This window comes from Pseudomonas sp. P1_F1_2, assembly GCF_056405815.1.
In genome coordinates, this window is the sequence record NZ_JBFUBK010000008.1 from 1 (window position 1) to 22,985 (window position 22,985).

Consider the following 22,985-nt stretch of genomic DNA (forward strand, 5'->3'; position numbering starts at 1 on the left):
TCGTGAAACGTGCGGCGGTATTTTTTCAGCCGGATCCGGGTTTCAGGGTGTACGTCGGCTTCGTCGCCGAACGCAGCCTTCGGCAGCTGCTACACGGGCCAGGTTGCCCACAAAAAGGAGTCACCGCACTATGAGCCGCGCCCCAGACACATGGATTCTGACCGCCGACTGCCCAAGCATGCTCGGCACCGTGGACGCGGTGACCCGCTTTCTGTTCGAGCAGGGCTGCTACGTCACCGAACACCATTCCTTTGATGACCGGCTCTCGGGCCGTTTTTTCATTCGTGTGGAGTTTCGCCAGCCCGACGGCTTCGATGAACAGTCGTTTCGCGCAGGTCTTGTCGAGCGCGGTGACGCCTTCGGCATGCTCTTCGAGCTGATACCGCCGCACCATCGACCGAAAGTGGTGATCATGGTCTCCAAGGCCGATCACTGCCTCAACGATTTGCTCTATCGCCAACGCATTGGCCAGTTGTCGATGGACGTGGTCGCCGTGGTCTCCAATCACCCGGACCTCAAGCCGCTGGCCGACTGGCACCAGATTCCGTACCACCACTTCCCGCTGGACCCGAACGACAAGCCGTCACAGGAGCGTCAGGTCTGGCAGGTGATCGAAGAGTCCGGCGCCGAACTGGTGATTCTCGCCCGCTACATGCAGGTGTTGTCCCCGGAGCTGTGCCGCAAGCTCGATGGCAAGGCGATCAACATTCATCACTCCCTGCTGCCCGGATTTAAAGGCGCCAAGCCTTATCACCAGGCCTACAACAAGGGCGTGAAACTGGTCGGCGCGACGGCGCATTACATCAACAACGACCTGGACGAAGGGCCGATCATTGCCCAGGGCGTGGAGGCTGTTGATCACAGTCATTACCCGGAAGATCTGATCGCCAAGGGGCGGGATATCGAAGGGCTGACCCTGGCCCGGGCCGTGGGTTATCACATTGAGCGGCGGGTGTTTTTGAACGCCAATCGCACCGTCGTTCTTTAGATCGCCATCGCGGGCAAGCCCGCTCCCACAGGGTTTGGGTCGTTCACAAACCTTGGGCCCACCCAGATCCACTGTGGGAGCGGGCTTGCCCGCGATGAGGCCAAAACAGACAACGTAAGACAAACAGCAATAACCCGAGCAATCAACGCGCCGCCGACCCATGGCGACGCGACCGCTACATAAAAACAACAGCGAGGTGAAAGCATGTCTGGCAATCGTGGTGTGGTGTATCTCGGCAATGGCAAAGTCGAAATACAGAAAATCGACTATCCAAAAATGCAGGACCCGCGCGGCAGGAAGATTAACCACGCTGTCATCCTGCGTGTGGTGTCCACCAACATCTGTGGTTCCGACCAGCACATGGTGCGTGGCCGTACTACCGCTCAAACCGGCCTGGTACTGGGCCACGAGATCACCGGTGAAGTGATCGAGAAGGGCAGCGACGTCGAAAACCTGCAAATCGGCGACCTGGTCTCGGTGCCGTTCAACGTGGCTTGCGGGCGCTGCCGTTCCTGCAAGGAAATGCACACCGGTGTCTGCCTCAGCGTTAACCCGGCGCGTCCGGGCGGTGCTTACGGTTATGTCGACATGGGCGACTGGACCGGCGGCCAGGCTGAATACGCGATGGTGCCGTATGCCGACTTCAACCTGCTGAAACTCCCGGATCGCGATCGCGCGATGGAAAAAATCCGCGACCTGACTTGCCTCTCAGACATCCTGCCGACCGGTTACCACGGCGCCGTGACGGCCGGTGTCGGCCCAGGCAGCACCGTGTACATCGCCGGTGCCGGCCCGGTCGGCCTGGCCGCGGCGGCTTCTGCTCGCCTGCTGGGTGCTGCGGTGGTAATCATCGGTGACGTCAACACCGTTCGCCTGGCGCATGCCAAGGCTCAAGGTTTTGAAATCGCCGACCTGTCCCTGGACACCCCGCTGCACGAACAAATCGCTGCATTGCTGGGCGAACCGGAAGTGGATTGCGCCGTCGACGCCGTCGGCTTCGAAGCCCGCGGTCATGGCCATGACGGCGTGAAACACGAGGCTCCGGCCACCGTGCTCAACTCGTTGATGGGCGTCGTGCGTGTTGCTGGCAAGATCGGTATTCCGGGCCTGTACGTGACGGAAGATCCGGGCGCTGTCGATGCCGCCGCAAAAATGGGCAGCCTGAGCATCCGCTTCGGTCTGGGCTGGGCCAAATCCCACAGCTTCCACACTGGCCAGACGCCGGTGATGAAGTACAACCGCCAACTGATGCAGGCGATCATGTGGGACCGTATCCACATTGCCGATATCGTCGGTGTTGAAGTCATCAGCCTGGACGACGCGCCACGTGGTTATGGCGAGTTCGATGCGGGCGTGCCGAAGAAATTTGTGATCGATCCGCACAAACTGTTCAGCGCGGCGTAAGCCCCCACGCAAAACAAAACGGCGACCTTCGGGTCGCCGTTTTTTATGGCTGAGATGATCGTTCCCACGCTCTGCGTGGTAACGCCTCCTGTGACGCTCTGCGTCCCGGGCTGCATTCCCACGCGGAGCGTGGGAACGATCATTAAAGGGCCGCCAACGCTCCTTGATATAGAACGGGTCCCGTTGGTTGCCCCGTCGGCGAACCACCCTTCGGCTCAAGACTGACCGCCAACGCAATCGGTTTGCCAATCAGCGCCTTCTGCACGTCGCTCAGTTCAACCTTGCCTTTACCGCCCGCCGGAATTACCCCAAGGGAAATCGGCTTGCCATCCGCTGGAATCGCCCACAACTCCAGACTTCGCCCCGGATCAACCGCTGCCAGCGTCAGCGGCTCAACGTTCAAATAATCCTCATGCGCTTCAACCTTCAGCGCAGGCTGCGCGTCGGCAGTCAGCAGCGTGGCGCTGTAACGCGCACTGTCGCGGTTATAAATCACACCCAACGTCACGGCGATCACCAGCGAGCAAACCGCCGCCGTCACTCGTAACCAGCTCCAGAACTGACGTTTTTCCGGCATGTGCAGCACTTGCGGCTCAATCCGCGCCGTAATTCCCTGCCACACCCGATCTGGCACCGGCTGCTCGGGCAGCGCTTCGGTCAAACTGGCCAGGCTTTCCTGCCACTGCGCTAATTCCGCACGAAGCGCCGCGTCTTCCAGCAACAGCTGTTCGAAACGCCGACGAGCGGCAGAGGGCATCAAGCCAATGGCGTAATCGGCGGCGAGGGCGCGGCGCAGGGTCGGGGTTTGATAGTTCATGATTCAAGGCACCTGCGCAGTCGCTCCATACCGCGGCGGATCCAGGATTTCACCGAGCCCAACGGCGCGGCCAGGTGTTCGGCGAGCTCAGAGCAGGACAACCCCTGAAAGTAAGCCACGGTGATCGATTGACGCTGCATGCCGTCGAGGCTTTCCAGGCAGCGGTTCAAGGCGTTGGCCTCACGGGCACTGCTGAGTTGTTCGTGGGCCGATGGGCTTTCATCCACCAGCGCCTGTTCTTCAAGGTCACTCAACGGCCGGTCGCGGTGTTTGCGCAACTGATCGATCGCCTGATGACGGGTGATGTTGATCATCCAGGTCAGCGGTGCCGACAGATGCGCCTCGTAGCGCGAGGCGTTGTTCCAGATGCGCACAAAGCTTTCCTGCAGCACTTCTTCAGCTAGATCCGGCCGCCCCATGAAACGCAGCGCTACGCCATGCAGGCGTGGGCCGACGCTGCGGTAAAGCGTCTCGAAAGCGCGGCGGTCACCCAGTGAACACTGGGCCAACAACTGCCTGAGCTGATCGGCGTCGGCGGTGGAAATAGCAGTTCTCCAGACAGTCGAGGGTGCGGTGGTGGGCTGCGTGCGGGGCCGGTTGCAGGCAGAGGTTAGTTCACTGCGTGCGGTTGTTCCATTCACGGCCGGACACCTCGAAAAGACCCGCCGACCCCGATGGACGGGGTCGGCGGTATGGCTCAGCCTTTCGGCATCAGCACTTTGTCGATGACCTGAATCACGCCGTTGGACTGGTATACGTCGTAGGTGGTGATGTCGGCGACGTCACCTTTTTCATCCTTGATGGTGATGTTGTGCGGGCCGTTCATCGTCGCCCAGAGCTTGCCGCCGGCAACGGTGGTGAGCTCGGTCTTGCCGCCCCCAGCCTTGATCTTCTCGGCCAGAGTCTTCATGTCGAGCGTGCCGGCGACCACGTGGTAGGTCAGGAGTTTGCTCAACGCGGCTTGGTTTTCAGGTTTGAGCAACGTATCGACTGTCCCTGCGGGCAGGGCCGTGAACGCCGAGTTGACCGGGGCGAACACGGTAAACGGACCTTTGCCTTTGAGGGTCTCCACTAAGCCTGCGGCTTTCACGGCGGCGACCAGGGTGGTGTGGTCGGCGGAGTTCACCGCGTTATCGATGATGTCCTTGCTCTGCATCATGCTTTGGCCGCCGACGATAACAGCGTGGCTCGTGTCTGCCGCTTGCACGGTGTTCAGGACGAGTCCGCCACCAAGGGCCAGGGTCAGCAGGCTGGCAATCAACGGCGTTTTGATCGATGTGTGTTTCATGGTGATGATCCTCGTGAAGGGAATCGGCCAGGATTGTCTGTCCGTGCTTGATATACGCGGGCGGGGCCAGACTGGATGCAGCGCCGGTGCATTCTTTTTCGACTGTTCGTCAGGGGATCGCCAAGGCTTGGAACAATCCCCCGGGATGCCAGTCCAAACCACAGTTTTTCGCCGCCCATTGCCGGGTGGTTTTCATGGCACATGAGGATGTCTGGATGAAGATTTCACGCGGTTTTGCACTGGCTTCGCTGATGTGTCTGGCGGCCAGTCCGGTCTTTGCTCAGTTCAGCCTGTTCGATGCGGCCAATGCCCTCTCCGGCACGCAGGCCGATGACGCCGCCGCGTCCGCGCCGACTGCGACGACCGCGCAGACGGCCGGTCTGCTGAGTGCCCTCAGCCAGTTAAACGTGACGCCAGAACAAGCCATTGGCGGTGCCGGGGCGATGCTCGGTCTGGCGAAGAATCAATTGAGTTCGACCGACTACTCGGAGTTGTCCAAAAGCGTGCCCGGAATCGACTTACTGTCCGGTGGCGGTGAACTGGGTGTCCTCAGCGGCTTGCTTGGCTCGTCCGGTCAAGCGGCAGGTCTGGGCAACGTCTTGGGCAACGTGAATAACACCAACGACCTGAACAGTGCCTTCAGCGCGTTGGGCATGGACACTGGCATGATCGGCCTGTTTGCCCCCGTGCTTCTGCAATTTTTTGGTCAGCAGGGCGTCGGCGGGTCGCTGCTGACAAACCTGGGCGGGATCTGGGGCGCAGGCACCGGTACCTGATTCAGCGGCGTTCGGCGCGCAAGGCGTCGATGCGCTGGTCCTTTTCGATCCAGAGCTGGTTGACCCAGTTCTGGATTTTTTCGCGAAACAGCGGATCGTTTTCGTAATCACCCTGCCACAACGCCGGGTCGAGTTCGCGGGTCTTGATGTCGATGATGACCCTCGGTACGCCGCCACTGATCAAATCCCAGAACCCCGGAATCGTCGGTTGCGGGTACACCACCGTTACATCGAGGATGGCGTCCAGCTGTTCACCCATCGCTGCCAGCACAAACGCCACCCCGCCGGCCTTGGGCCGCAGCAGGTGAGTGAAGGGTGATGGCTGCTGAACACTTTTTGCTGCGGTATAGCGAGTGCCTTCCAGGTAATTGACCACTGTCACCGGCTGACGCTTGTACAACTCGCATGCCGCTTTGGTGATCTCCAGATCCTTGCCGGCCAGTTCCGGATGCTTGGCCAGGAAGGCCTTGGTGTAGCGCTTCATGAACGGATAATCCAGCGCCCACCACGCCAACCCCAGGAACGGCACCCAGATCAGCTCTTTCTTGAGGAAGAATTTGAAGAACGGCGTGCGGCGATTCAGTGTCTGGATCAATGCCGGGATATCGACCCAGGATTGATGATTGCTGATCACCAGGTAAGAGGTGTCGATGCGCAGGTCATTGCCGCCCCGAATGTCCCATTGCGTGGGGATGCACAGGCGAAAGATCAGCTTGTCGATTTCGGCCCAGGTTTCGGCAATCCACATCACCACCCAGGAGGCGTAATCGCGAAAGCGTCCGGACAGGACCAGTTTGAGCAGGGCAAACACCATCATCGGTCCGATCAGGACCAAGGTGTTGAGCAACAGCAGCAGGGTAACGAAACAGCCGGTGAGCAGGCGGCGCATAAGTAACTCTTGGAATCCTTTGGGCGCGCCATGATAAGCAGCTTCGGGCGACAGGCCAAATCAGCGGTGACGAATGTTTCACGATTGGCCCGATATGCTTGAGCGAAATTGGATCTGCCAAGCTGTTGTGCTGATTGATCCGGCCCCATCGCGAGCAAGCTCGGCTCCCACAAGGTTTCGTTGCGTACCCCCAATCCACTGTAGGAGCCGAGCTTGCTCGCGATGCGATCTCAGGAACGAACGAATTGCTCGCTGACGGTCTAAAATGCCGCTGCCCACTCCTCAAGGAAGCCCATTACGTGAAATCCCTTCTTGCACTGCTTTCCCTTGTGGCCCTGCCAGTCCTGGCCGCCGAGCCGACCCTGTACGGGCGTTACGAATACATCGCGCTGCCGGAAATCGGTGGCGAGGTGCTCAAGGCCAAGATGGACACCGGTGCCCTGACCGCGTCGCTGTCGGCCCGGGACATCGAAACCTTTACCCGTGATGGGGAAGAATGGGTGCGTTTCCGCCTCGCCACCAAGGATGCGAGCAACAAGGTCTACGAACACAAGGTCGCGCGGATCAGCAAAATCAAGACGCGCTCCGAGGAAGAGGACGACACTGACGTGGTCGAGCCCTCCAAGCGCCCGGTGGTCGATCTGGAACTGTGCCTGGGCAACGTCAAGCGCACCGTGGAGGTCAACCTGACTGACCGCAGCAGCTTCAACTACCCTTTGTTGATCGGCGCCAAAGCCTTGCGTGAGTTCGGCGCGGCGGTGAACCCGGCACGCCGTTTTACCGCCGACAAACCCGACTGCTGATTTCAGTTGGTCCGATTGACGTGTCGTGAGCCTTGGGGCACCGTTCGCCCACTTCTTTGCCGGGCCAGGACGCCATGCCTCATATCTTGATTGTCGAAGACGAAGCGGCGATTGCCGACACCCTGATTTTCGCGTTGCAGGGTGAGGGCTTCACCACGACCTGGCTGAACCTTGGCGCGGCAGCGCTGGACCATCAGCGCGCCACGCCGGCCGATTTGATCATTCTCGACATCGGTTTGCCGGACATCAGCGGCTTTGAGACCTGCAAGCAATTGCGCCGTTTCAGCGATGTGCCGGTGATTTTTCTCAGTGCCCGCGATGCCGAAATCGATCGTGTGGTAGGTCTGGAAATCGGTGCCGACGATTACGTGGTTAAACCGTTCAGCCCACGGGAAGTGGCCGCTCGGGTCCGGGCGATTCTAAAACGCATGGCCCCAAGAGCGGTGGCCGAGGTCCCATCGGCGCTGTTCCGCATCGACAGCGAACGGGTGCAAATCAATTACCGTGGCCAAGCGCTGACCCTGACCCGCCACGAATTCCGCCTGCTGCAATGCCTGCTGGAACAACCCGAGCGGGTGTTCAGCCGCGAGCAATTGCTGGATGCACTGGGCATCGCCGCCGATGCCGGTTACGAGCGCAGTATCGACAGCCACATCAAGAGCGTGCGCGCCAAATTGCGTCTGGTGCGGGCGGACGCCGAGCCGATCCAGACCCATCGCGGCCTCGGCTACAGCTACAGCCCGGGGCACAGCTGATGCCGCTGGGAATCCGGATTTTCCTGGTCTACGTGCTGTTCATCGGCCTGACCGGTTATTTCGTGCTCAACACCGTGATGGAGGAAATCCGCCCCGGTGTGCGCCAGTCCACCGAAGAAACCCTGGTCGACACCGCCAACCTGATGGCCGAAATCCTGCGCGATGACTTCAAGGCCGGCACCCTCAACCAGAATCGCTGGCCGCAGCTGCTCAAGGCGTACGGCGAGCGGCAGCCGAAGGCGAGCATCTGGGGCTTGCCGAAAAATCAGGTCAACCATCGCATCTACGTCACCGATGCCAAGGGCATTGTGGTGCTGGACTCCAGCGGCATGGCGGTGGGGCAGGATTACTCACGCTGGAACGATGTCTACCTGACCCTGCGCGGCGAGTACGGCGCACGCTCCACGCGCAGTGATCCGAACGATGCAACCTCCTCGGTGATGCATGTCGGTGCGCCGATTCGCGACAACGGTCAGATCATCGGCGTAGTCACCGTGGCCAAGCCCAACAGTTCGTTGCAGCCTTATGTCGATCGTACCGAGCGACGATTGCTGGCCTATGGCGCCGGGCTGATCGGTCTCGGCCTGGTTTTTGGTGCGTTGTTGTCGTGGTGGTTGAGCGCAGCGTTGCGACGGTTGACGGCTTATGCACAAGCGGTGAGTGAAGGCCGACGGGTCGAGGTTCCACACTATCGCGGCGGTGAACTGGAGCAACTGGCGACAGCGGTGGAACAGATGCGCACGCAGCTCGAAGGCAAAGCCTATGTCGAGCGTTATGTGCACACCCTGACTCATGAGTTGAAGAGCCCGTTGGCGGCGATTCGCGGTGCGGCGGAATTGCTGCAAGGTGAAATGCCATTGGCCCAGCAGCAGCGGTTCGTCAGCAATATCGACAGTGAAAGTGTGCGGATGCAGCAGTTGATTGAACGGCTGTTGAACCTGGCTCAGGTCGAGCAGCGTCAGGGGCTGGAAGAGCGTGTAGAGGTGTCGCTGGCCGGGTTGGTGGATGAATTGTTGAAGGCCCAGGCGGCGCGGATCGAAGGCAAGCAGTTGCGGGTGGAGCAACGGATTCCGGCTGGTCTTGCTTTGACAGGCGAGCCGTTTTTGTTGCGCCAGGCATTGGCCAATTTGCTGGAGAACGCACTGGATTTCACCCCGGCCAAGGGGCTGCTGCGATTCAGTGCCGAGCCGGTTGGAGAGCAGATCGAGTTCAAACTGTTCAACCAGGCCGAGGCGATTCCCGACTATGCGTTGCCGAGGTTGAGCGAGCGGTTCTACTCATTGCCGCGCCCGGACAGCGGGCGCAAGAGCACCGGGCTCGGTCTCAATTTTGTCGAAGAAGTGGTCAAGTTGCATGGCGGGACATTGAGCATCGGCAATGTCGACGGTGGGGTTGAAGTGACGTTGCGCATGGCTTAGGGCCGACCCAGTCTCCACATAATCTCCACATTCCCCTCATAAATCCCCCACACAGCCATCCCAGACTCTCCCCATCCAAACAGGGAGAGTCCCATGAACCGAAGCCTGACCCTAAAACTGGGGGCGATTGCCCTTCTGATTCTGTTGTTACTGATCCCGCTCTTGATGATCAACGGCGTGATCCAGGACCGCCAGCAACTGCGCGACGGTGTGCTCGAAGACATCGCCCGCAGTTCCACCAGCCAACAACTGAGCGGGCCGTTGATGGTGGTGCCCTATCGCAAAGTGGTGCGCACCTGGAAGCTCAACCAGAAAACCAACCAACGCTATCAGGAGGTCGGCCTGGAGCGCGGCCGCCTGTATTTCCTCCCGGAGCGTTTCGAGCTTGATGGCCAGATTCAGACTGAACTGCGCTTGCGGGGTATTTACGAGGCGCGCCTGTTCCATGCGGACAACCACATCAGCGGGCATTTTTCGATTCCGGCGCAATTGGGCATCAAGGAAGACTTTGCTGATTACCAGTTCGACCAGCCGTTTTTGGCGGTGGGCATCAGCGACATTCGCGGCATCGAAAACGCCTTGAAGCTGGACCTGAACGGCCAGCCTCTGGACTTCGTACCGGGCAGCCAGGTGGGCTGGCTGGGGGAAGGTGTGCACGTGACGCTGCCGGCGCTGGACGCAAAACAAGCCACTGAACTGGCCTTCGGATTCGACCTGCGTTTGCAGGGCACCGGCCAGTTACAGGTCCTTCCGGTCGGGAAAACCAGCCAGGTGTCTTTGACTGCCAACTGGCCCCATCCAAGTTTTATCGGCAATTTTCTGCCGGCCCAGCGTGAGGTGAACGATCAAGGTTTCACCGCCAACTGGCAGACCTCGTTCTTCTCCACCAACTTGCAGGAAGCGCTGAACAGTTGCGTGTCGGGCGGTGGTTGCGAGGCGTACAACGGGCGCAGCTTCGGCGTGAGTTTCATCGACCCGGTGGATCAGTACCTCAAGAGTGATCGTGCGATCAAATATGCCTTGCTGTTCATCGTGCTGACGTTCGCCGGTTTCTTCCTGTTCGAAGTGTTGAAAAGCCTGGCGGTGCACCCGGTGCAATATGCATTGGTCGGCGTGGCATTGGCCTTCTTCTACCTGTTGCTGCTGTCGCTGTCCGAGCACATCGGTTTTGCGCTGGCGTATCTGTTGTCGTCCGCCTGTTGTGTGTTGTTGATCGGGTTCTATGTTTGCCATGTGCTGCGCAGCGTGCGCCATGGCTTGAGTTTTTCGGCGGGGTTGGCGGCGTTGTACGGCGTGCTCTATGTATTGTTGAGTGCCGAGGACTATGCGCTGCTGATGGGCTCGTTGTTGCTGTTCGGGTTGCTGGGCGTGTTCATGGTGCTGACCCGCAAGCTGGACTGGTACGGGATCGGTCAGAAGACGGCCAAGCCACTGGAGTTTGACTTGGGGGCGGTGCAATGAGCCGGTCGATCGGGTTACGGGAGGATCAGCGGGAAGGGGCGGTGTTGGCGACGCTGATTTTTGAGCTGTTTCCATTAGATCAGGTGTGGTGCCATCGTCGGAACGCCGCCCGGAGCCGGCTCACTCCTACAGGGGATCTTCAGGGAGCAAAGATCAAACTGTAGGAGCGACGGTGCGACGATTCGACCTGCTCGCGATGAGGCCGGAACAGTCAGCGAAAAGCTAAACCTTGGGCATCGTCGCGATCATCGAAGGCCGCTGGCTCACTTCGAAATACCACGCCGCCAATTGCGGGTTCGTCTCGCGCCATTCCAGATCCGGATGGCGCAAGTCGATGTAGCCCAGCGCACAGGCAACGCTGATCGCCGCGACATCGAAATGGCAGGTCAGCTCGGCAATCGCGTCTTTTTCCAGCAGCGCCAATGCGCGACGAATCTTGTCGCGCTGGGCATCCAGCCACTCGTCCCAGTGTTTCTCCGGGGCGCGCAGGACCCGCTCATAACGCACCATCACCGAGGCGTCCATGATCCCGTCGGCCAGAGAGGCCAGGGTCAGGCGCCGCCAGCGAGCCGAACCTTCGCGCGGGATCAGCGGGTTGCCGACGTGTTGGTGATCGAGGTAATCGAGGATCACCCGGCTGTCATGGATGATGTTGCCGTCGGCCAGGCGCAGGGCCGGGATTTTGCCCAGTGGGTTGTCTTCGTTGAGCGTCAGGTCCGGGTTGACGGGCGTGAGCACGCAATCTTGCAGTGCCACGCGACCGGTCTGACCGGTTTCGTGCAGCAGCACCATGACTTTACGAACGAAGGGCGATAAAGCGTTGTGGTACAGGGTCATGCTGGGGGCGGACATGGCAACGTCTCGGTCTGGGTCAGTGCTGGGCAGCATAGCGCGTTGTTGCGCTAGCTCAAGATGGGAGTGGAATCGCTCCCATAAAAGCTCAGCGGCGTTGCAACAGGCCACGCAGCGCGAGAAAAGCGGGAACGCCCAGGCCGAGCCAGCTCAAGGCGTCCCACACGCCATCGCCCAGCAACGCGGCGAACAGCCCGGCCGCGCTGAGCAGGGCGATGACCGTCGGCGTGCCGAAGACTTTCCAGAAGTTTGATTGCCTGGGCTTCATGCGTTCACCTGCTCGCGTTCGAGAGCGGGTTTTACCGCTTTGCGCCGCACCACCCACAGGTAAACCCCGCTGCCGAGCACGATGATGGTCAGCACATCGAGGGTCGCCCAGAGGATCTTCATCGGCATGCCGCCGTAATCGCCGAAATGCAGGGGTTGTGACATGCCCATGGCGTCCATGTACCACGGCCGTTCCGCCACGGCGGTGACTTGCAGGGTGGTCGCGTCGATCAGCACCGGTGTCAGCAGGTGCGACGTCAGGTGCGTGCTGCCTTTCATGAACACCGCGTAATGGTGTTCGCTGGAAAACCGCGTGCCGGGGAAGGCGATGAAGTCTGGCGCCATGCCCGGTGCAACTTCCTCGGCAATGTCGAGCAGGCGAGTCGCCGGCGCGAGGTGCGTCAGCGGTGGAGCGTCGCGGTACGGGGCGACCATCGCGTTGAGGCTGTCGTTGCGCCAGGCGGCAATCAGCAGGTCGGCACAGGCGCTGATAACGCCCGTCACACCGACGACCAACGCCCAGGTCAGCGTGACCACACCGATCAAATTGTGCAGATCAAGCCAGCGCAGACGAGTGGATTTGTCCTGGCGCACGGTGGCGAACGTCAAGCGACGCATGAACGGCAAATAGAGCACCGTTCCGGAGATGATGGCGACCACAAACATCAGGCCCATGAACGCCAGCAGCAACTTGCCCGGCAGGCCGGCAAACATGTCCACGTGCAGGCGCAGCATCACCATCATGAAGCCGCCGTTGGCCGATGGCGTCTCCAGGGCTTCACCCGTGCGGGCGTCGAGCATGAAGGTGTGCGACGAGTTCGGCTCGGTGCCCGCGGTGGCTGCCATGATGGTCAGCACGGCGTTGGGTTCATCGTCCTCGAAACCGAAATACTGCAACACCTCGCCGGGGCGATGTTTTTCGGCGGCATGAACCAACTGCTGCAGATTCAGGTGCGGGGTGTCCGCCGGCATTTCTTTCAGCTCAGGGGCATCGCCCAGCAAGTGGTCGATCTCGTGGTGGAAGATCAACGGCAAGCCGGTCAGCGCGAGCATCAGCAGGAAGACCGTGCAGATCAGGCTGGTCCAGGTGTGGACAGCCGACCAGCGACGAATTGTTTTACTTTTCATTTCCAGACCTCCAGAAATACCAAAGCCGTCCTGAAGAGGACGGCCTGGCCGTGGGGCATGTCAGGTCAGACGATTACCACTTGTAAGTTGCACTGGCGACGACGCTGCGCTGGTCGCCGTAGTAGCAGTAGAAACTGTCGCACGTGGAGATGTAGTCCTTGTTGAACAGGTTGGTGGCGTTCAGTTGCAGGGACGCGCCTTTGAGGGTGTTGTCCAGGCGGCCGAGGTCGTAATGAACCGCGGCATCGAACACGGTGTAGGCGTCAGCCTTGCCCAGTTCGGTGTTGGCCTGGTCGCCGTAGGTGTTGCCGGTGTAGCGAACACCGCCACCCACGCCGAAACCGTCCAGCACGCCGTTGTGCCAGGTGTAATCAGTCCACAGCGACGCCTGTTGGTTAGGCATCAGTTGCAGGCGATTGCCCTTGAAGTCGCCATCTTGAACTTCAGATTTGGCCAGGGTGTACGCGGCAATCAACTTGAGGTTTTCGGTCACGTCGGAAACCGCTTCCAGCTCCAGGCCTTTGACTTTGACTTCACCGGTCTGGCTGGTGATCGGCGTACCGGCAACCGTGGTGGTGACCGAGACGTTTTTCTGGGTCAGGTCGTAGATCGCAGCGGTCAACAAGGTGTTGCTGCCCGGTGGTTGGTACTTGATGCCCAGTTCCCACTGTTTGCCTTCGGTGGGTTTGAACGATTCGGTGGACGAGGCCGCAGCACCAGTCGTTGGCTGGAAGGATTCGGCGTACGACAGGTAGGGCACGAAGCCCGAGTCGAACACATAGCTGATCGCCGCGTTGCCGCTGAAATTCTTGTCGCGCTCGGTGTTGGTGGCGTCGCCCTTGTTGAAGAACTTGGTGCCGGTGTGGACCCAGTCCTCACGTCCGCCGAGGGTCAGGCGCCATTGGTCGAGGGCCATTTGATCCTGCACGTACACGCCGGTCTGGTAGGTCTTCTGATCGTAATCGTAGAACGCGGTGGAGCGGTCCGGACGCTGGATCGGCAGGCCATGGATCGGGTTGTTGACGTTGATCGGCGGCGCGCTGCCGAAGATCGAGAGGTAGTTGGTGTTGCTGCGCTGGTGATCGAGGCCCAGCAGTACGGTGTGACGCACGTCGCCGGTGGCGAAGTCGGCCTGGAAGTTGTTATCCACGGCGAACTGGCTGATGTCTTCATCGACACTGGTGGTGGTGCGACCCACATTGCCAGCGTCATCAACCTGGGTGAACGGATACGAGCCAACGGTGACGGCCTGGAACGACAGATCCGTCTTGGTGTAACGCAGGTTCTGCCTGAATTGCCAGACGTCGTTCAGACGATGTTCGAACGCATAGCCCAGCGCGTAGTAGGTGCGGTCGTAATATTCCCAATCCGGATCGCCGAGGTTCTTGTGATGGGAAATGTCGCCGAACGGCATGTCGATTTTAGTGCCTTGCACCGGCAGGAACTGGCTGGTGATGCCGGTATCGTCGCGGGTGAACTGGGTCAGCAAGGTGAACCGGGTGTCGTCGTTGATATTCCAGGTCAGGCTCGGCGCAATGTTGTAGCGCTTGTTCTCGACGTCGTCGATCTGCGTATCGCTGTCGCGCACCACACCACTGAGGCTGTAGAGAAACTCGCCTTCGTCATCGATCTTGCCGGTGCTGGCAAAGTTGATCTGGCGCTGGTTGTAGTTGCCGTACTGCAACTGGATTTCGTGGCTGTCTTCAGCGGTGGGGCGGCGGCTGACCATGTCCAGCAGGCCACCCGGTGGGGTCTGGCCATACACCGAGGAAGCCGGGCCGCGCAGCAAGGCCAGGCGATCGAGGTTCCAGGTTTCCTGTTTCGGGGTGGCGTACGTGCCTTTAGGCAGTGGCAGGCCATCGAGGAATTGGGTCGGTTCAAAACCACGAACGCGCAGCCAGTCGGCACGGGTGTCGCTGCCGTAGCTGCTGGCGGTGATGCCGGGCAGGTAGCGCACGGCGTCATCGAGATTCTGCACATTGCGATCGTCCATCTGCTCGCGGGTGACGACCGAAATCGAGCGCGGTGCTTCGAGCAGCGAGGTGTCGGTTTTGGTGCCGGCGGCGGTGCGAGTCGCCAGGTAGCCGTCTACCGGGCCCCAGGCGCTTTCGGTGTTTTGCGTGCCGATGACGGCAGTTTCCGGCAAAGCCAATGTGCCCTCGGGCGTGGCGACCAGGCTGTAGGTGCCGGCGCTGCTTTGTTCCAGTTGCAGGCCGGTGCCGCGCAAGGCTTCACGCAAGGCAGCGGGAGCGTCGAACTGGCCCTTCACCGGTGCCGAGGTCTTGCCTGCCGCCAGCGATGGGTTCAACGACAGCGCCAGACCGGCCTGACTGGCGATCTGATTCAGGGTGCTGGCCAATGGCGCGGCCGGCAGGTTGTAGGCGCGAACGCTGGAGGCCTGTTCAGCGGCGATCAGCTGGGAGCTGGCCAAAGGGCTGCAAAGGGCTATGGCGACGGCCAGCAAGCTGGGGCGCAACAGGGTGTCTAGCAAACGGGACATACAGCGGCTCCTGAATGGAAATATTTCTCAATTGCTTAGGTGCCGCACGAGAATCGAAAAGTGATAGGGCTGGATGAAAATAATTTCGATTCAGCAATTGATCGTTCCCATGCTCTGCTTGGGAATGCCTCAATGGACGCTCCGGATGTGACGCAGAGCATCACGGGCTGCGTTCCCACGCGGGAGCGTGGGAACGATCACGCAGGGTGACCTGGGCGTCAGGGTTTGGCGTCAACCTTCGCCACCGTCACCCACCAGGACGTGTGCTGTTCGATTTGCACCGGCAAGGTCGGGAGCAGGGCGCTCAGGGCTTTGTCGGTATCGTGCAGCGGGAAGCTGCCGGTGATCCGCAGGTCGGCAATTTCGGGTGCAACGCCTAAATGCCCGCGTCGATAACGACCGAGTTCGCGCACCAGATCTTCCAGGCGGGCGTTGTCGACCACCAGCATGCCGCGAGTCCAGGCATCGGCGCCGGGGTTGACGGCGACAATTGGCCCCAGGCCATCGCTGCGCATCAGCACTTGCTGACCTTCGCGCAGAATCTGTTCCTCGGGATTCGATTGCGGATGCGCCGCCACCGCGGACTTCAACACGCTCAGACGCGTGCCTTGTTCCTCGCGCTTGACCAGGAACAGCGTCCCGAGTGCCCGCATGCTGCCTTCGCGGGTTTCGACGATAAACGGCCGGGCATCGCTATGACCGGTCTCGACGAGGATTTCGCCTTCCTGAAGGATGATCCGCCGCTGCTTTTCATCGAAACGGATGTCCACGGCGCTGTGGGTGTTGAGGTTGATCAGTGTGCCGTCGGCCAGGCGCAGGGTGCGTTGCTCGCCGGTTGCGGTGCGCTGGTCGGCCAGCCAGTAGTCGAGGGACAGATAGCGATCACCGGCAAACAGCGCCAACCCGATCACTGCGACAACGCTGGCCAAGCCGCTACCCAGTTTTCGAACGCGACGACGAATGCTTTCACGCGATTGCAGCAGCGCCGTACGGGCCGGGCCGTTGGCGACGCTGAAGCGTTGGTCGAGCATGCCTAGCTGGCGCCAGGCCCGGGCATGTTCTTCGTGGGCGGCGTGCCACTGGCTGAACGCTTCGCGCTCCACCGGGTTACCGGAGTCCAGCGATAATTGCCAGGCAATCGCTGCATCCAGCACCTGGGCCGAAACGGGTTTGGAACTGACCAAGCTCATACTGGCTCACCGTACAACGCGATGTAGCACTGACGAATCCCCTGGGCCAGGTATTGCCGGACACGCGGCACCGAGACGCCCAATCGCTCGGCGATTTCGGCATGACCGAGGCCGTCGAGGCGGTTATAGAGAAACGCTGCCCGGGCCTTGCTCGACAGCTGACCCAACAGGCGGTCGATGGCTTTAAGGTCTTCTAGAATCATCTGCTGCTCTTCGACCGACGGTTGTTCGCCTTCGGGGATCAGCATCAGTTCGGCCAGGTAGGCCTGCTCCAGTGCAGCGCGGCGGAAATAGTCGAACAACAGGCCTTTGGCAATCGCCACCAGAAACGCTCGCGGCTCGCGGGGCTCTTTGAGCTCATCGCGGCCCAGCAACCGCACAAAGGTGTCCTGGCTCAGGTCTTCGGCACGTTGCGGGCACGCCACGTTGCGTCGCAGCCACGCCAATAGCCAACCGCGATGGTCGCGATACAACGCACCAACGAGCTCACTTTGGGGGCTTTGAATTGAAGACACGCAGCATCACCGATTGGGAAGTGTTAACTAACGAGAATAGTTCGCGATTGTGGCAGAGGCGGGGAAGGTAAGCAATTGGCGCTGGTCGGGTGGGTGATGACCATATCTATTCGGCACAGCCTTCTGTAGCAGCTGCCGAAGGCTGCGTCCGGTTGCGCAGCAGCCGCCATTCTGCCGGCAAGCTTGATCGGATGTACTGGGCATTGATGTGACGACCGCTGCGCAGTCGGACGCAGCCTTCGGCAGCTGCTACAGAGGAGTGTGATGGCCGTTAGAAGGAAGGCGCCTGCTGCCGCCGTTTCCACTGACTCAACCGCTGTTGCAGGTTCAACGGGCTATGGATTTGCTGCTGCCGTGCCCGACTGAACAGGATCAGCGCCAACTCAGCGGTAGCCAGCGCATCGGCACTGGCGTTATGCCGCTCGAAGACTTCCAGCTTGAACCAGTCGATCCACTCATCCAGCCCGGCGTCTCGAATGTGAGCCTGGGGGCAAAGCAGCGGGGCGATGTCGGCCACATCCAGAAACGGATGGGTCAGCTTGTAGCCCAAGTGGTCTTTGAGCGCGCGGCCTAGCATGTGCTGATCGAAGGGCGCATGAAACGCCAGCACCGGGCTGTCACCGACGAACTCCATGAATTCGAGCAAGGCCTGCGCCGGGTCACTGCCGGCCGCAATGGCGCTAGGCCCCAGCCCATGAATCAGCACGCTGGGCGCAAGCTTCAGGTTGGCGCATTGCAGCGTGCGTTCGAATTGCTGGCTGAAGTCGATGGCGCCGTCCTCGATCACCACGGCACCGATGGACAACACCCGGTCCTTGTTCAGGTTCAGCCCGGTGGTTTCCAGGTCGAGGACCACCCAGCGTTGCTCGCGCAAGCTGCATTCGCCCAACTCGGGCGCTGCCGGCAACTGTTTGAGACGTTGTTGCCATTCGCCCGTCAGGAGCGGAGTGGCCGGGCGCAACCATGAAAACAGGCTCATAGCTGATACCGCAGGATCAGGCTGCTTTGCAGGCGTTGCGCCTGGCGCAGGGACTCACGCAGGATTCGGCGGTCCAGATGATTGAGGCTGTCCGGGTCAACCCGGTTGGAGTAGGGCAAGTTCTCCCGCGTTTGCAGCTGATGTTGCTGCATGCGGGTTTGCTGAATGAAGTGATACGCCTCTTCATAGGCCGCACCGTCCAGTGGCTGGATGACTTCTTTGGCCACCAGCTGGCGAAAGCGCTCCAGGGTATTGTTGGTCTCGATCCCGTGAGCCAATGCCAACAACCGTGCGCCGTCGACGAAAGGCGTCAGGCCCTGCACCTTCAGGTCCAGCGTGGCTTTTTCACCGTTCTTGCGCGCCAGGACGAACTCACGGAAACGCCCCACCGGCGGACGATTGCGCAAGGCATTCTCGGCCATCATCCTCTGAAACAGTCGGTTATCGCCGACTTGATCGAGAATTGCGCGGCGTAATTGCTCGCACCCTTGCTCGTCGCCCCAGACCACGCGCAAGTCGAAATAGATGCTCGAACCCAGCAGGTTTTCCGGCGTCGCCTCGCGAATAAAAGCTGCAAAGCGCCGCGCCCATTCGGCTCGCGACAAACACAGCTCCGGGTTGCCCGCCATGATGTTGCCCTTGCACAGCGTGAAACCGCAGAGCGCCAGGCTCTGGTTGATCTGATGGGCAATGGGCAACAGCTTGCCGCGAATCTCTGCCGCGTGCGCAGCGTCCCGAGCCTCGAATAAAATGCCGTTGTCCTGATCGGTGTGCAGCGTCTGCTCGCGACGGCCTTCGCTGCCGAAGCACAACCAGCTGAACGGCACACCGGGGTCGCCTTTTTCGGCCAGGGTCAGTTCGATCACCCGGCACACGGTGTGATCGTTGAGCAACGTGATGATGTGGGTGATTTGCGTCGAAGAGGCGCCATGAGCCAGCATGCGTTCGACCAATTGACCGATCTCACCGCGCAGCAGCACCAGGTTTTCCACGCGCTGGGCACTGCGGATGGTCCGTGCCAGGTGCACCAGGTCCACCCGTTGCAGGGAAAACAGATCGCGTTCCGAAACCACGCCGCACAGGCGATGATCTTTCACCAGGCAGACGTGGGCAATGTGCCGCTCGGTCATGGCGATGGCCGCATCGAAAGCGCTGTGGTCCGGCGTCAGGAAAAACGGCGCCTGGGTCATATGCTGCTCGATGGCTTCATTGAAGTCGTTGGTGCCTTGGGCCACGACATGGCGCAGGTCGCGCAGGGTGAAAATCCCCAGGGGGGCTTTATGCTCGTCGACCACCACGATGCTGCCGACTTGTTGCTCGTGCATCAGCGTCACCGCTTCACGCAGCGGCGTCGCCGGGCCGCAGGTCACCGGGTGGCGCATGGCCAATTCGCCCAGGCGCGTATTCAGCGAGTACTGAGTGCCGAGCGTTTCCACGGCTTTTTGCTGGACCTGCTGGTTGACCTGATCCAGCAAACTGCTGACGCCACGCAGGGCGAAGTCGCGAAAAGTGCTGGAAAGCGCGAACAGTTTGATGAACGCCAGCTTGTTCAGCTGCAGGCAGAAGGTGTCTTCGGCGGCAAGGTGTTCGGTGCGGGTCGCACGCTCACCCAGCAGCGCGGCGAGGGGAAAGCACTCGCCGGTGGTGATTTCGAAGGTGGTTTCGGTGCCACCCTTGGCGGTATGCGGGCGCTCACCGACGACGCGGCCTTGTTTGACGATGTAGAAATGTTCAACCGGGCCATCGGCAGGCTTGATGATGCTGTCGCCGGGGGCATAAAAGCGCAGTTGGCATTGCTCAACCAGGTACGCCAGGTGAGCGTGTTCCATCTGATTGAAGGGCGGGAAACGCTGAAGGAATTGCAACGTGCCCTGGATGTTCTGCAACACCGCGGTTTTCCCTGCCTGTGTGAAGGCGTCCGCTTTACTCATAACCATTACCGCAGTCTTTTTTGAATTGTTGTTGTCGGATGACCCTGCCATGGTCGGCCCCTGCGCGCAGAGTGCCCATTGGACGTAAGTCTAGGTAAACCCTGCCGGCGAAGATTTTTCGGAAGTCCCCTACACAATTCGAGGAAGGACCTATCCTTTCCCCTATTGGAAAAATACCCGACGAAGTGCACATTGAAGGCCTGCTTAGCGATGTCTCACCACTGTGCTAGGGAATTGAAATGAACATCTAGAGAAAACCATGTCCGACCACGATATTTTGAGTGACGCTGAGCGCGAGGCGCTGAGTGCCGTCATGCTGGAACCTGATTTGCCGCCGCAGCGGGTGCTGATCGTCGATGACGACAAGGACGCGCGCGAGTTGCTCTCGGAAATTCTGGCGCTGGATGGCATTCGCTGCCTGACCGCGGCCAGTGGTGAAACGGCACTCAAGATGCTGGAGCAGAAACCATTGATCGGCCTGGTGATTACTGACCTGCGCATGGGCCAGGTTGATGGTTTGGAACTGATTCGCCAGGTGCGCGAGTCTGTACGGGCGGCGATGCCGTTCATCATTGTTTCTGGCGATGCCGATGTGAAGGATGCCATTGCGGCAATGCATTTGAGCGTGGTCGACTTCCTGCTCAAACCCATTGACTCCGCCAAGCTGCTGGAGTTGGTCAAGCATGAGTTGGGGATGGATGTGTAACCTTCGATCTCAAACAAAAAGGCCCTGATCTCTCGATCAGGGCCTTTTTTTGTCCGGTGCCGCTTACTTACAGGCCATTGGCTGACTTGAACTCGCGACGCCGACGGTGCAGAACCGGCTCGGTGTAGCCGTTCGGCTGCTGGGTGCCTTCGACCACGAGTTCGACCGCCGCCTGGAAGGCGATGTTGCTGTCGAAGTTCGGTGCCAGTGGACGGTACAGCGCGTCATTGGCGTTCTGACGGTCAACCACTGGCGCCATGCGCTTGAGGCTTTCCATCACTTGCTCTTGGGTCACGATACCGTGGCGCAGCCAGTTGGCGATGTGCTGGCTGGAAATACGCAGCGTCGCACGGTCTTCCATCAGGCCGACGTCGTTGATATCCGGCACTTTCGAGCAACCGACACCCTGGTCGATCCAGCGCACTACATAACCGAGAATACCCTGGGAATTGTTGTCCAGTTCGTTCTTGATCTGTTCTGCAGTCCACTGTGGATTGACGGCCAGCGGGATGGTCAGGATGTCGTCCACCGAAGCGCGCGCACGTTTGGCCAGTTCGGCCTGACGGGCGAACACGTCGACCTTGTGGTAGTGCAACGCGTGCAGTGCCGCAGCGGTCGGCGATGGAACCCAGGCGGTGTTGGCGCCGGCCAGCGGGTGAGCGATTTTCTGTTCGAGCATCGCCGCCATCAGGTCGGGCATCGCCCACATGCCTTTGCCGATTTGCGCGCGCCCTTGCAGGCCAGTACTCAAACCGATATCGACGTTCCAGTTTTCGTAGGCGCCGATCCACTTCTCGGCCTTCATGTCAGCCTTGCGAACCATCGGCCCGGCTTCCATGGAGGTGTGGATTTCATCGCCCGTGCGGTCGAGGAAACCGGTGTTGATGAACACTACACGCTCGCTCGCCGCCTTGATGCAGGCCTTGAGGTTGACCGTGGTACGGCGTTCCTCGTCCATGATCCCGACTTTCAACGTGTTGCGCGCCAGACCGAGGACTTCTTCGATACGACCGAACAGCTCGTTGGTGAACGCGGCTTCTTCCGGGCCGTGCATTTTTGGCTTCACGATATAGACCGAGCCAGTCCGGCTGTTCTTGCGCGAGCTGTTGCCGTTGAGGCTGTGAATCGCCGCGAGGCTGGTCACCAGACCGTCGAGAATGCCTTCCGGCACTTCGTTGCCGTCTTTATCGACGATGGCGTCGATGGTCATCAAGTGACCCACGTTACGCACGAACAACAGCGAACGACCGTGCAGGCTCAGTTCCTTGCCATCGACACCGGTGTAGGTGCGGTCGGCGTTCATGGTGCGGGTAAAAGTCTGACCGCCCTTGGCGACTTCTTCCGACAGGTCGCCCTTCATCAGGCCGAGCCAGTTGCGGTAGATCACCACTTTGTCATCGGCATCGACGGCGGCGACGGAGTCTTCGCAGTCCATGATCGTGGTCAGTGCGGCTTCCATCAGGATGTCTTTGACGCCGGCTGCGTCGGTCTGGCCGACCGGGGTGCTGGCATCGACCTGGATTTCGAAGTGCAGACCGTTGTTTTTCAGCAGAATCGCGGTCGGCGCGGCAGCATCGCCGTGGAAACCGATCAGTTGGGCATCATTACGCAGGCCGGTGTTGCTGCCACCTTTGAGGGCGACCAACAGTTTGCCGTCAACGATCTTGTAGCCGGTGGAATCGACATGGGAACCGGCAGCCAATGGCGCGGCGTCGTCGAGGAAGGCGCGGGCGAAGGCAATGACCTTGTCGCCACGAACCTTGTTGTAGCCTTTGCCTTTTTCCGCGCCGTCAGCTTCGCTGATGGCGTCGGTGCCGTAGAGCGCGTCGTACAGCGAACCCCAGCGGGCGTTCGAGGCGTTGAGCGCGAAACGGGCATTCATGACCGGGACCACGAGCTGCGGGCCGGCCATGCGGGCGATTTCGTCATCGACGTTTTGCGTCGTTGCCTGGAAATCGGCCGCTTCTGGCAGCAGATAACCGATGTCTTGCAGGAAGGCTTTATAAGCCACGGCATCGTGCGCCTGACCGGCACGGGATCGGTGCCAGCCATCGATACGAGCCTGGAAATCATCGCGTTTGGCGAGTAGGGCTTTGTTCTTCGGCGCCAGGTCATGAATGACCTTGTCGGCACCGGCCCAGAACTTATCGGCGGTGAGGCCGGTACCGGGAATGGCTTCGTTGTTCACGAAGTCGAACAGGACTTTGGCGACCTGCAGGCCACCGACTTGAACGTGTTCAGTCATTGCTTGCCTCACTCTGCTCAGCTATTTCGCTTTTCAGCTCTTCAATTTAACAATGAAGCCTCTGGCCATTTAA

21 protein-coding genes are annotated in these 22,985 nt (G+C 60.3%); 8 read left to right on the forward strand and 13 right to left on the reverse strand.

What is annotated here, in order from left to right:
- The first annotated feature begins 130 nt into the window (after positions 1-130).
- Positions 131-988, forward strand: coding sequence for a formyltetrahydrofolate deformylase (gene purU, locus AC1D2P_RS03800; protein ID WP_077431146.1), 858 nt, complete (start codon positions 131-133; stop codon positions 986-988).
- 204 nt (positions 989-1,192) lie between these two features.
- The gene (gene fdhA, locus AC1D2P_RS03805) at positions 1,193-2,392 is read left to right on the forward strand and encodes a formaldehyde dehydrogenase, glutathione-independent (RefSeq protein WP_007947729.1); all 1,200 of its coding nucleotides are present in this window, start codon (positions 1,193-1,195) and stop codon (positions 2,390-2,392) included.
- A 142-nt stretch (positions 2,393-2,534) separates the two neighbouring features.
- On the opposite strand, the gene AC1D2P_RS03810 is transcribed toward fdhA, so the two are convergent.
- Genes AC1D2P_RS03810 through AC1D2P_RS03820 form a run of 3 tightly spaced genes read right to left on the reverse strand, consistent with a single transcriptional unit; the run spans position 2,535 to position 4,497 of the window.
- A complete protein-coding gene (locus AC1D2P_RS03810; RefSeq protein ID WP_046029892.1) occupies positions 2,535-3,209 on the reverse strand; it encodes an anti-sigma factor in 675 nt (224 codons plus the stop codon).
- Positions 3,206-3,850 carry an RNA polymerase sigma factor gene (locus AC1D2P_RS03815; RefSeq protein WP_077431148.1) on the reverse strand — a complete coding sequence of 215 codons (645 nt, stop codon included), beginning with the start codon at positions 3,848-3,850 and terminating at the stop codon, positions 3,206-3,208. The genes AC1D2P_RS03810 and AC1D2P_RS03815 overlap by 4 nt, the downstream gene beginning before the upstream one ends.
- Positions 3,851-3,906: 56 nt before the next feature.
- The gene (locus tag AC1D2P_RS03820; RefSeq protein ID WP_109785581.1) at positions 3,907-4,497 is read right to left on the reverse strand and encodes a fasciclin domain-containing protein; all 591 of its coding nucleotides are present in this window, start codon (positions 4,495-4,497) and stop codon (positions 3,907-3,909) included.
- Between the two features lie 215 nt (positions 4,498-4,712).
- Between AC1D2P_RS03820 and AC1D2P_RS03825 the strand changes: the two genes are divergently transcribed.
- Positions 4,713-5,273, forward strand: coding sequence for a DUF2780 domain-containing protein (locus AC1D2P_RS03825; RefSeq protein WP_046029896.1), 561 nt, complete (start codon positions 4,713-4,715; stop codon positions 5,271-5,273).
- Position 5,274: 1 nt separating this feature from the next.
- On the opposite strand, the gene AC1D2P_RS03830 is transcribed toward AC1D2P_RS03825, so the two are convergent.
- Complete coding sequence (locus AC1D2P_RS03830) at positions 5,275-6,162, reverse strand: acyltransferase (RefSeq protein ID WP_223522871.1); 888 nt, start codon at positions 6,160-6,162, stop codon at positions 5,275-5,277.
- A gap of 299 nt (positions 6,163-6,461) precedes the next feature.
- Between AC1D2P_RS03830 and rloA2 the strand changes: the two genes are divergently transcribed.
- The 4 genes from rloA2 (at position 6,462) to creD (ending at position 10,599) form a co-directional block, all read left to right on the forward strand.
- Positions 6,462-6,965, forward strand: a complete 504-nt coding sequence (gene rloA2, locus AC1D2P_RS03835; RefSeq protein WP_046029899.1) for a retropepsin-like aspartic peptidase RloA2 — start codon at positions 6,462-6,464, stop codon at positions 6,963-6,965.
- A gap of 74 nt (positions 6,966-7,039) precedes the next feature.
- The gene (gene creB / locus AC1D2P_RS03840) at positions 7,040-7,720 is read left to right on the forward strand and encodes a two-component system response regulator CreB (protein ID WP_109785579.1); all 681 of its coding nucleotides are present in this window, start codon (positions 7,040-7,042) and stop codon (positions 7,718-7,720) included.
- Positions 7,720-9,138: a two-component system sensor histidine kinase CreC gene (gene creC / locus AC1D2P_RS03845; RefSeq protein WP_046029902.1), complete on the forward strand. Its 1,419-nt coding sequence runs from the start codon at positions 7,720-7,722 to the stop codon at positions 9,136-9,138. Before creB ends, creC begins: the two co-directional genes overlap by 1 nt.
- A 93-nt stretch (positions 9,139-9,231) precedes the next feature.
- Positions 9,232-10,599 carry a cell envelope integrity protein CreD gene (creD, locus tag AC1D2P_RS03850; RefSeq protein WP_109785578.1) on the forward strand — a complete coding sequence of 456 codons (1,368 nt, stop codon included), beginning with the start codon at positions 9,232-9,234 and terminating at the stop codon, positions 10,597-10,599.
- 222 nt (positions 10,600-10,821) lie between these two features.
- Here creD and AC1D2P_RS03855 read toward each other — a convergent pair whose 3' ends face one another.
- From AC1D2P_RS03855 to AC1D2P_RS03890, 8 genes are all read right to left on the reverse strand, one after another.
- Positions 10,822-11,451, reverse strand: a complete 630-nt coding sequence (locus AC1D2P_RS03855; RefSeq protein ID WP_109785577.1) for a glutathione S-transferase family protein — start codon at positions 11,449-11,451, stop codon at positions 10,822-10,824.
- Positions 11,452-11,539: 88 nt separating this feature from the next.
- Positions 11,540-11,719, reverse strand: coding sequence for a hypothetical protein (locus AC1D2P_RS03860; protein WP_046029906.1), 180 nt, complete (start codon positions 11,717-11,719; stop codon positions 11,540-11,542).
- Complete coding sequence (locus AC1D2P_RS03865) at positions 11,716-12,846, reverse strand: PepSY-associated TM helix domain-containing protein (protein ID WP_046029907.1); 1,131 nt, start codon at positions 12,844-12,846, stop codon at positions 11,716-11,718. Before AC1D2P_RS03865 ends, AC1D2P_RS03860 begins: the two co-directional genes overlap by 4 nt.
- A 73-nt stretch (positions 12,847-12,919) precedes the next feature.
- Positions 12,920-15,346: a TonB-dependent siderophore receptor gene (locus AC1D2P_RS03870; RefSeq protein WP_109785576.1), complete on the reverse strand. Its 2,427-nt coding sequence runs from the start codon at positions 15,344-15,346 to the stop codon at positions 12,920-12,922.
- A gap of 218 nt (positions 15,347-15,564) precedes the next feature.
- Positions 15,565-16,536, reverse strand: coding sequence for a FecR domain-containing protein (locus AC1D2P_RS03875; RefSeq protein ID WP_109785575.1), 972 nt, complete (start codon positions 16,534-16,536; stop codon positions 15,565-15,567).
- A complete protein-coding gene (locus tag AC1D2P_RS03880) occupies positions 16,533-17,051 on the reverse strand; it encodes an RNA polymerase sigma factor (protein WP_046029913.1) in 519 nt (172 codons plus the stop codon). The genes AC1D2P_RS03875 and AC1D2P_RS03880 overlap by 4 nt, the downstream gene beginning before the upstream one ends.
- Positions 17,052-17,322: 271 nt before the next feature.
- Complete coding sequence (locus tag AC1D2P_RS03885) at positions 17,323-18,030, reverse strand: 3'-5' exonuclease (protein ID WP_046029915.1); 708 nt, start codon at positions 18,028-18,030, stop codon at positions 17,323-17,325.
- A complete protein-coding gene (locus AC1D2P_RS03890; protein ID WP_046029916.1) occupies positions 18,027-19,967 on the reverse strand; it encodes a putative nucleotidyltransferase substrate binding domain-containing protein in 1,941 nt (646 codons plus the stop codon). The genes AC1D2P_RS03885 and AC1D2P_RS03890 overlap by 4 nt, the downstream gene beginning before the upstream one ends.
- A 253-nt stretch (positions 19,968-20,220) precedes the next feature.
- Between AC1D2P_RS03890 and AC1D2P_RS03895 the strand changes: the two genes are divergently transcribed.
- Positions 20,221-20,667 carry a response regulator gene (locus AC1D2P_RS03895; RefSeq protein WP_046029917.1) on the forward strand — a complete coding sequence of 149 codons (447 nt, stop codon included), beginning with the start codon at positions 20,221-20,223 and terminating at the stop codon, positions 20,665-20,667.
- 67 nt (positions 20,668-20,734) lie between these two features.
- Here AC1D2P_RS03895 and AC1D2P_RS03900 read toward each other — a convergent pair whose 3' ends face one another.
- Positions 20,735-22,912, reverse strand: a complete 2,178-nt coding sequence (locus tag AC1D2P_RS03900) for a malate synthase G (RefSeq protein ID WP_109785574.1) — start codon at positions 22,910-22,912, stop codon at positions 20,735-20,737.
- Positions 22,913-22,985: the final 73 nt, after the last annotated feature.

Coding starts and splice junctions, on each gene's coding strand:
- AC1D2P_RS03900 (WP_109785574.1), bottom strand. CDS start 22,912: ATGACTGAACACGTTCAAGTCGGTGGCCTGCAGGTCGCCAAAGTCCTG.
- AC1D2P_RS03885 (WP_046029915.1), bottom strand. CDS start 18,030: ATGAGCCTGTTTTCATGGTTGCGCCCGGCCACTCCGCTCCTGACGGGC.
- AC1D2P_RS03875 (WP_109785575.1), bottom strand. CDS start 16,536: ATGAGCTTGGTCAGTTCCAAACCCGTTTCGGCCCAGGTGCTGGATGCA.
- fdhA (WP_007947729.1), top strand. CDS start 1,193: ATGTCTGGCAATCGTGGTGTGGTGTATCTCGGCAATGGCAAAGTCGAA.
- AC1D2P_RS03825 (WP_046029896.1), top strand. CDS start 4,713: ATGAAGATTTCACGCGGTTTTGCACTGGCTTCGCTGATGTGTCTGGCG.
- AC1D2P_RS03870 (WP_109785576.1), bottom strand. CDS start 15,346: ATGTCCCGTTTGCTAGACACCCTGTTGCGCCCCAGCTTGCTGGCCGTC.
- creD (WP_109785578.1), top strand. CDS start 9,232: ATGAACCGAAGCCTGACCCTAAAACTGGGGGCGATTGCCCTTCTGATT.
- AC1D2P_RS03895 (WP_046029917.1), top strand. CDS start 20,221: ATGTCCGACCACGATATTTTGAGTGACGCTGAGCGCGAGGCGCTGAGT.
- purU (WP_077431146.1), top strand. CDS start 131: ATGAGCCGCGCCCCAGACACATGGATTCTGACCGCCGACTGCCCAAGC.
- AC1D2P_RS03855 (WP_109785577.1), bottom strand. CDS start 11,451: ATGTCCGCCCCCAGCATGACCCTGTACCACAACGCTTTATCGCCCTTC.
- creC (WP_046029902.1), top strand. CDS start 7,720: ATGCCGCTGGGAATCCGGATTTTCCTGGTCTACGTGCTGTTCATCGGC.
- AC1D2P_RS03865 (WP_046029907.1), bottom strand. CDS start 12,846: ATGAAAAGTAAAACAATTCGTCGCTGGTCGGCTGTCCACACCTGGACC.
- AC1D2P_RS03860 (WP_046029906.1), bottom strand. CDS start 11,719: ATGAAGCCCAGGCAATCAAACTTCTGGAAAGTCTTCGGCACGCCGACG.
- creB (WP_109785579.1), top strand. CDS start 7,040: ATGCCTCATATCTTGATTGTCGAAGACGAAGCGGCGATTGCCGACACC.
- AC1D2P_RS03820 (WP_109785581.1), bottom strand. CDS start 4,497: ATGAAACACACATCGATCAAAACGCCGTTGATTGCCAGCCTGCTGACC.
- AC1D2P_RS03890 (WP_046029916.1), bottom strand. CDS start 19,967: ATGGTTATGAGTAAAGCGGACGCCTTCACACAGGCAGGGAAAACCGCG.
- AC1D2P_RS03810 (WP_046029892.1), bottom strand. CDS start 3,209: ATGAACTATCAAACCCCGACCCTGCGCCGCGCCCTCGCCGCCGATTAC.
- AC1D2P_RS03830 (WP_223522871.1), bottom strand. CDS start 6,162: ATGCGCCGCCTGCTCACCGGCTGTTTCGTTACCCTGCTGCTGTTGCTC.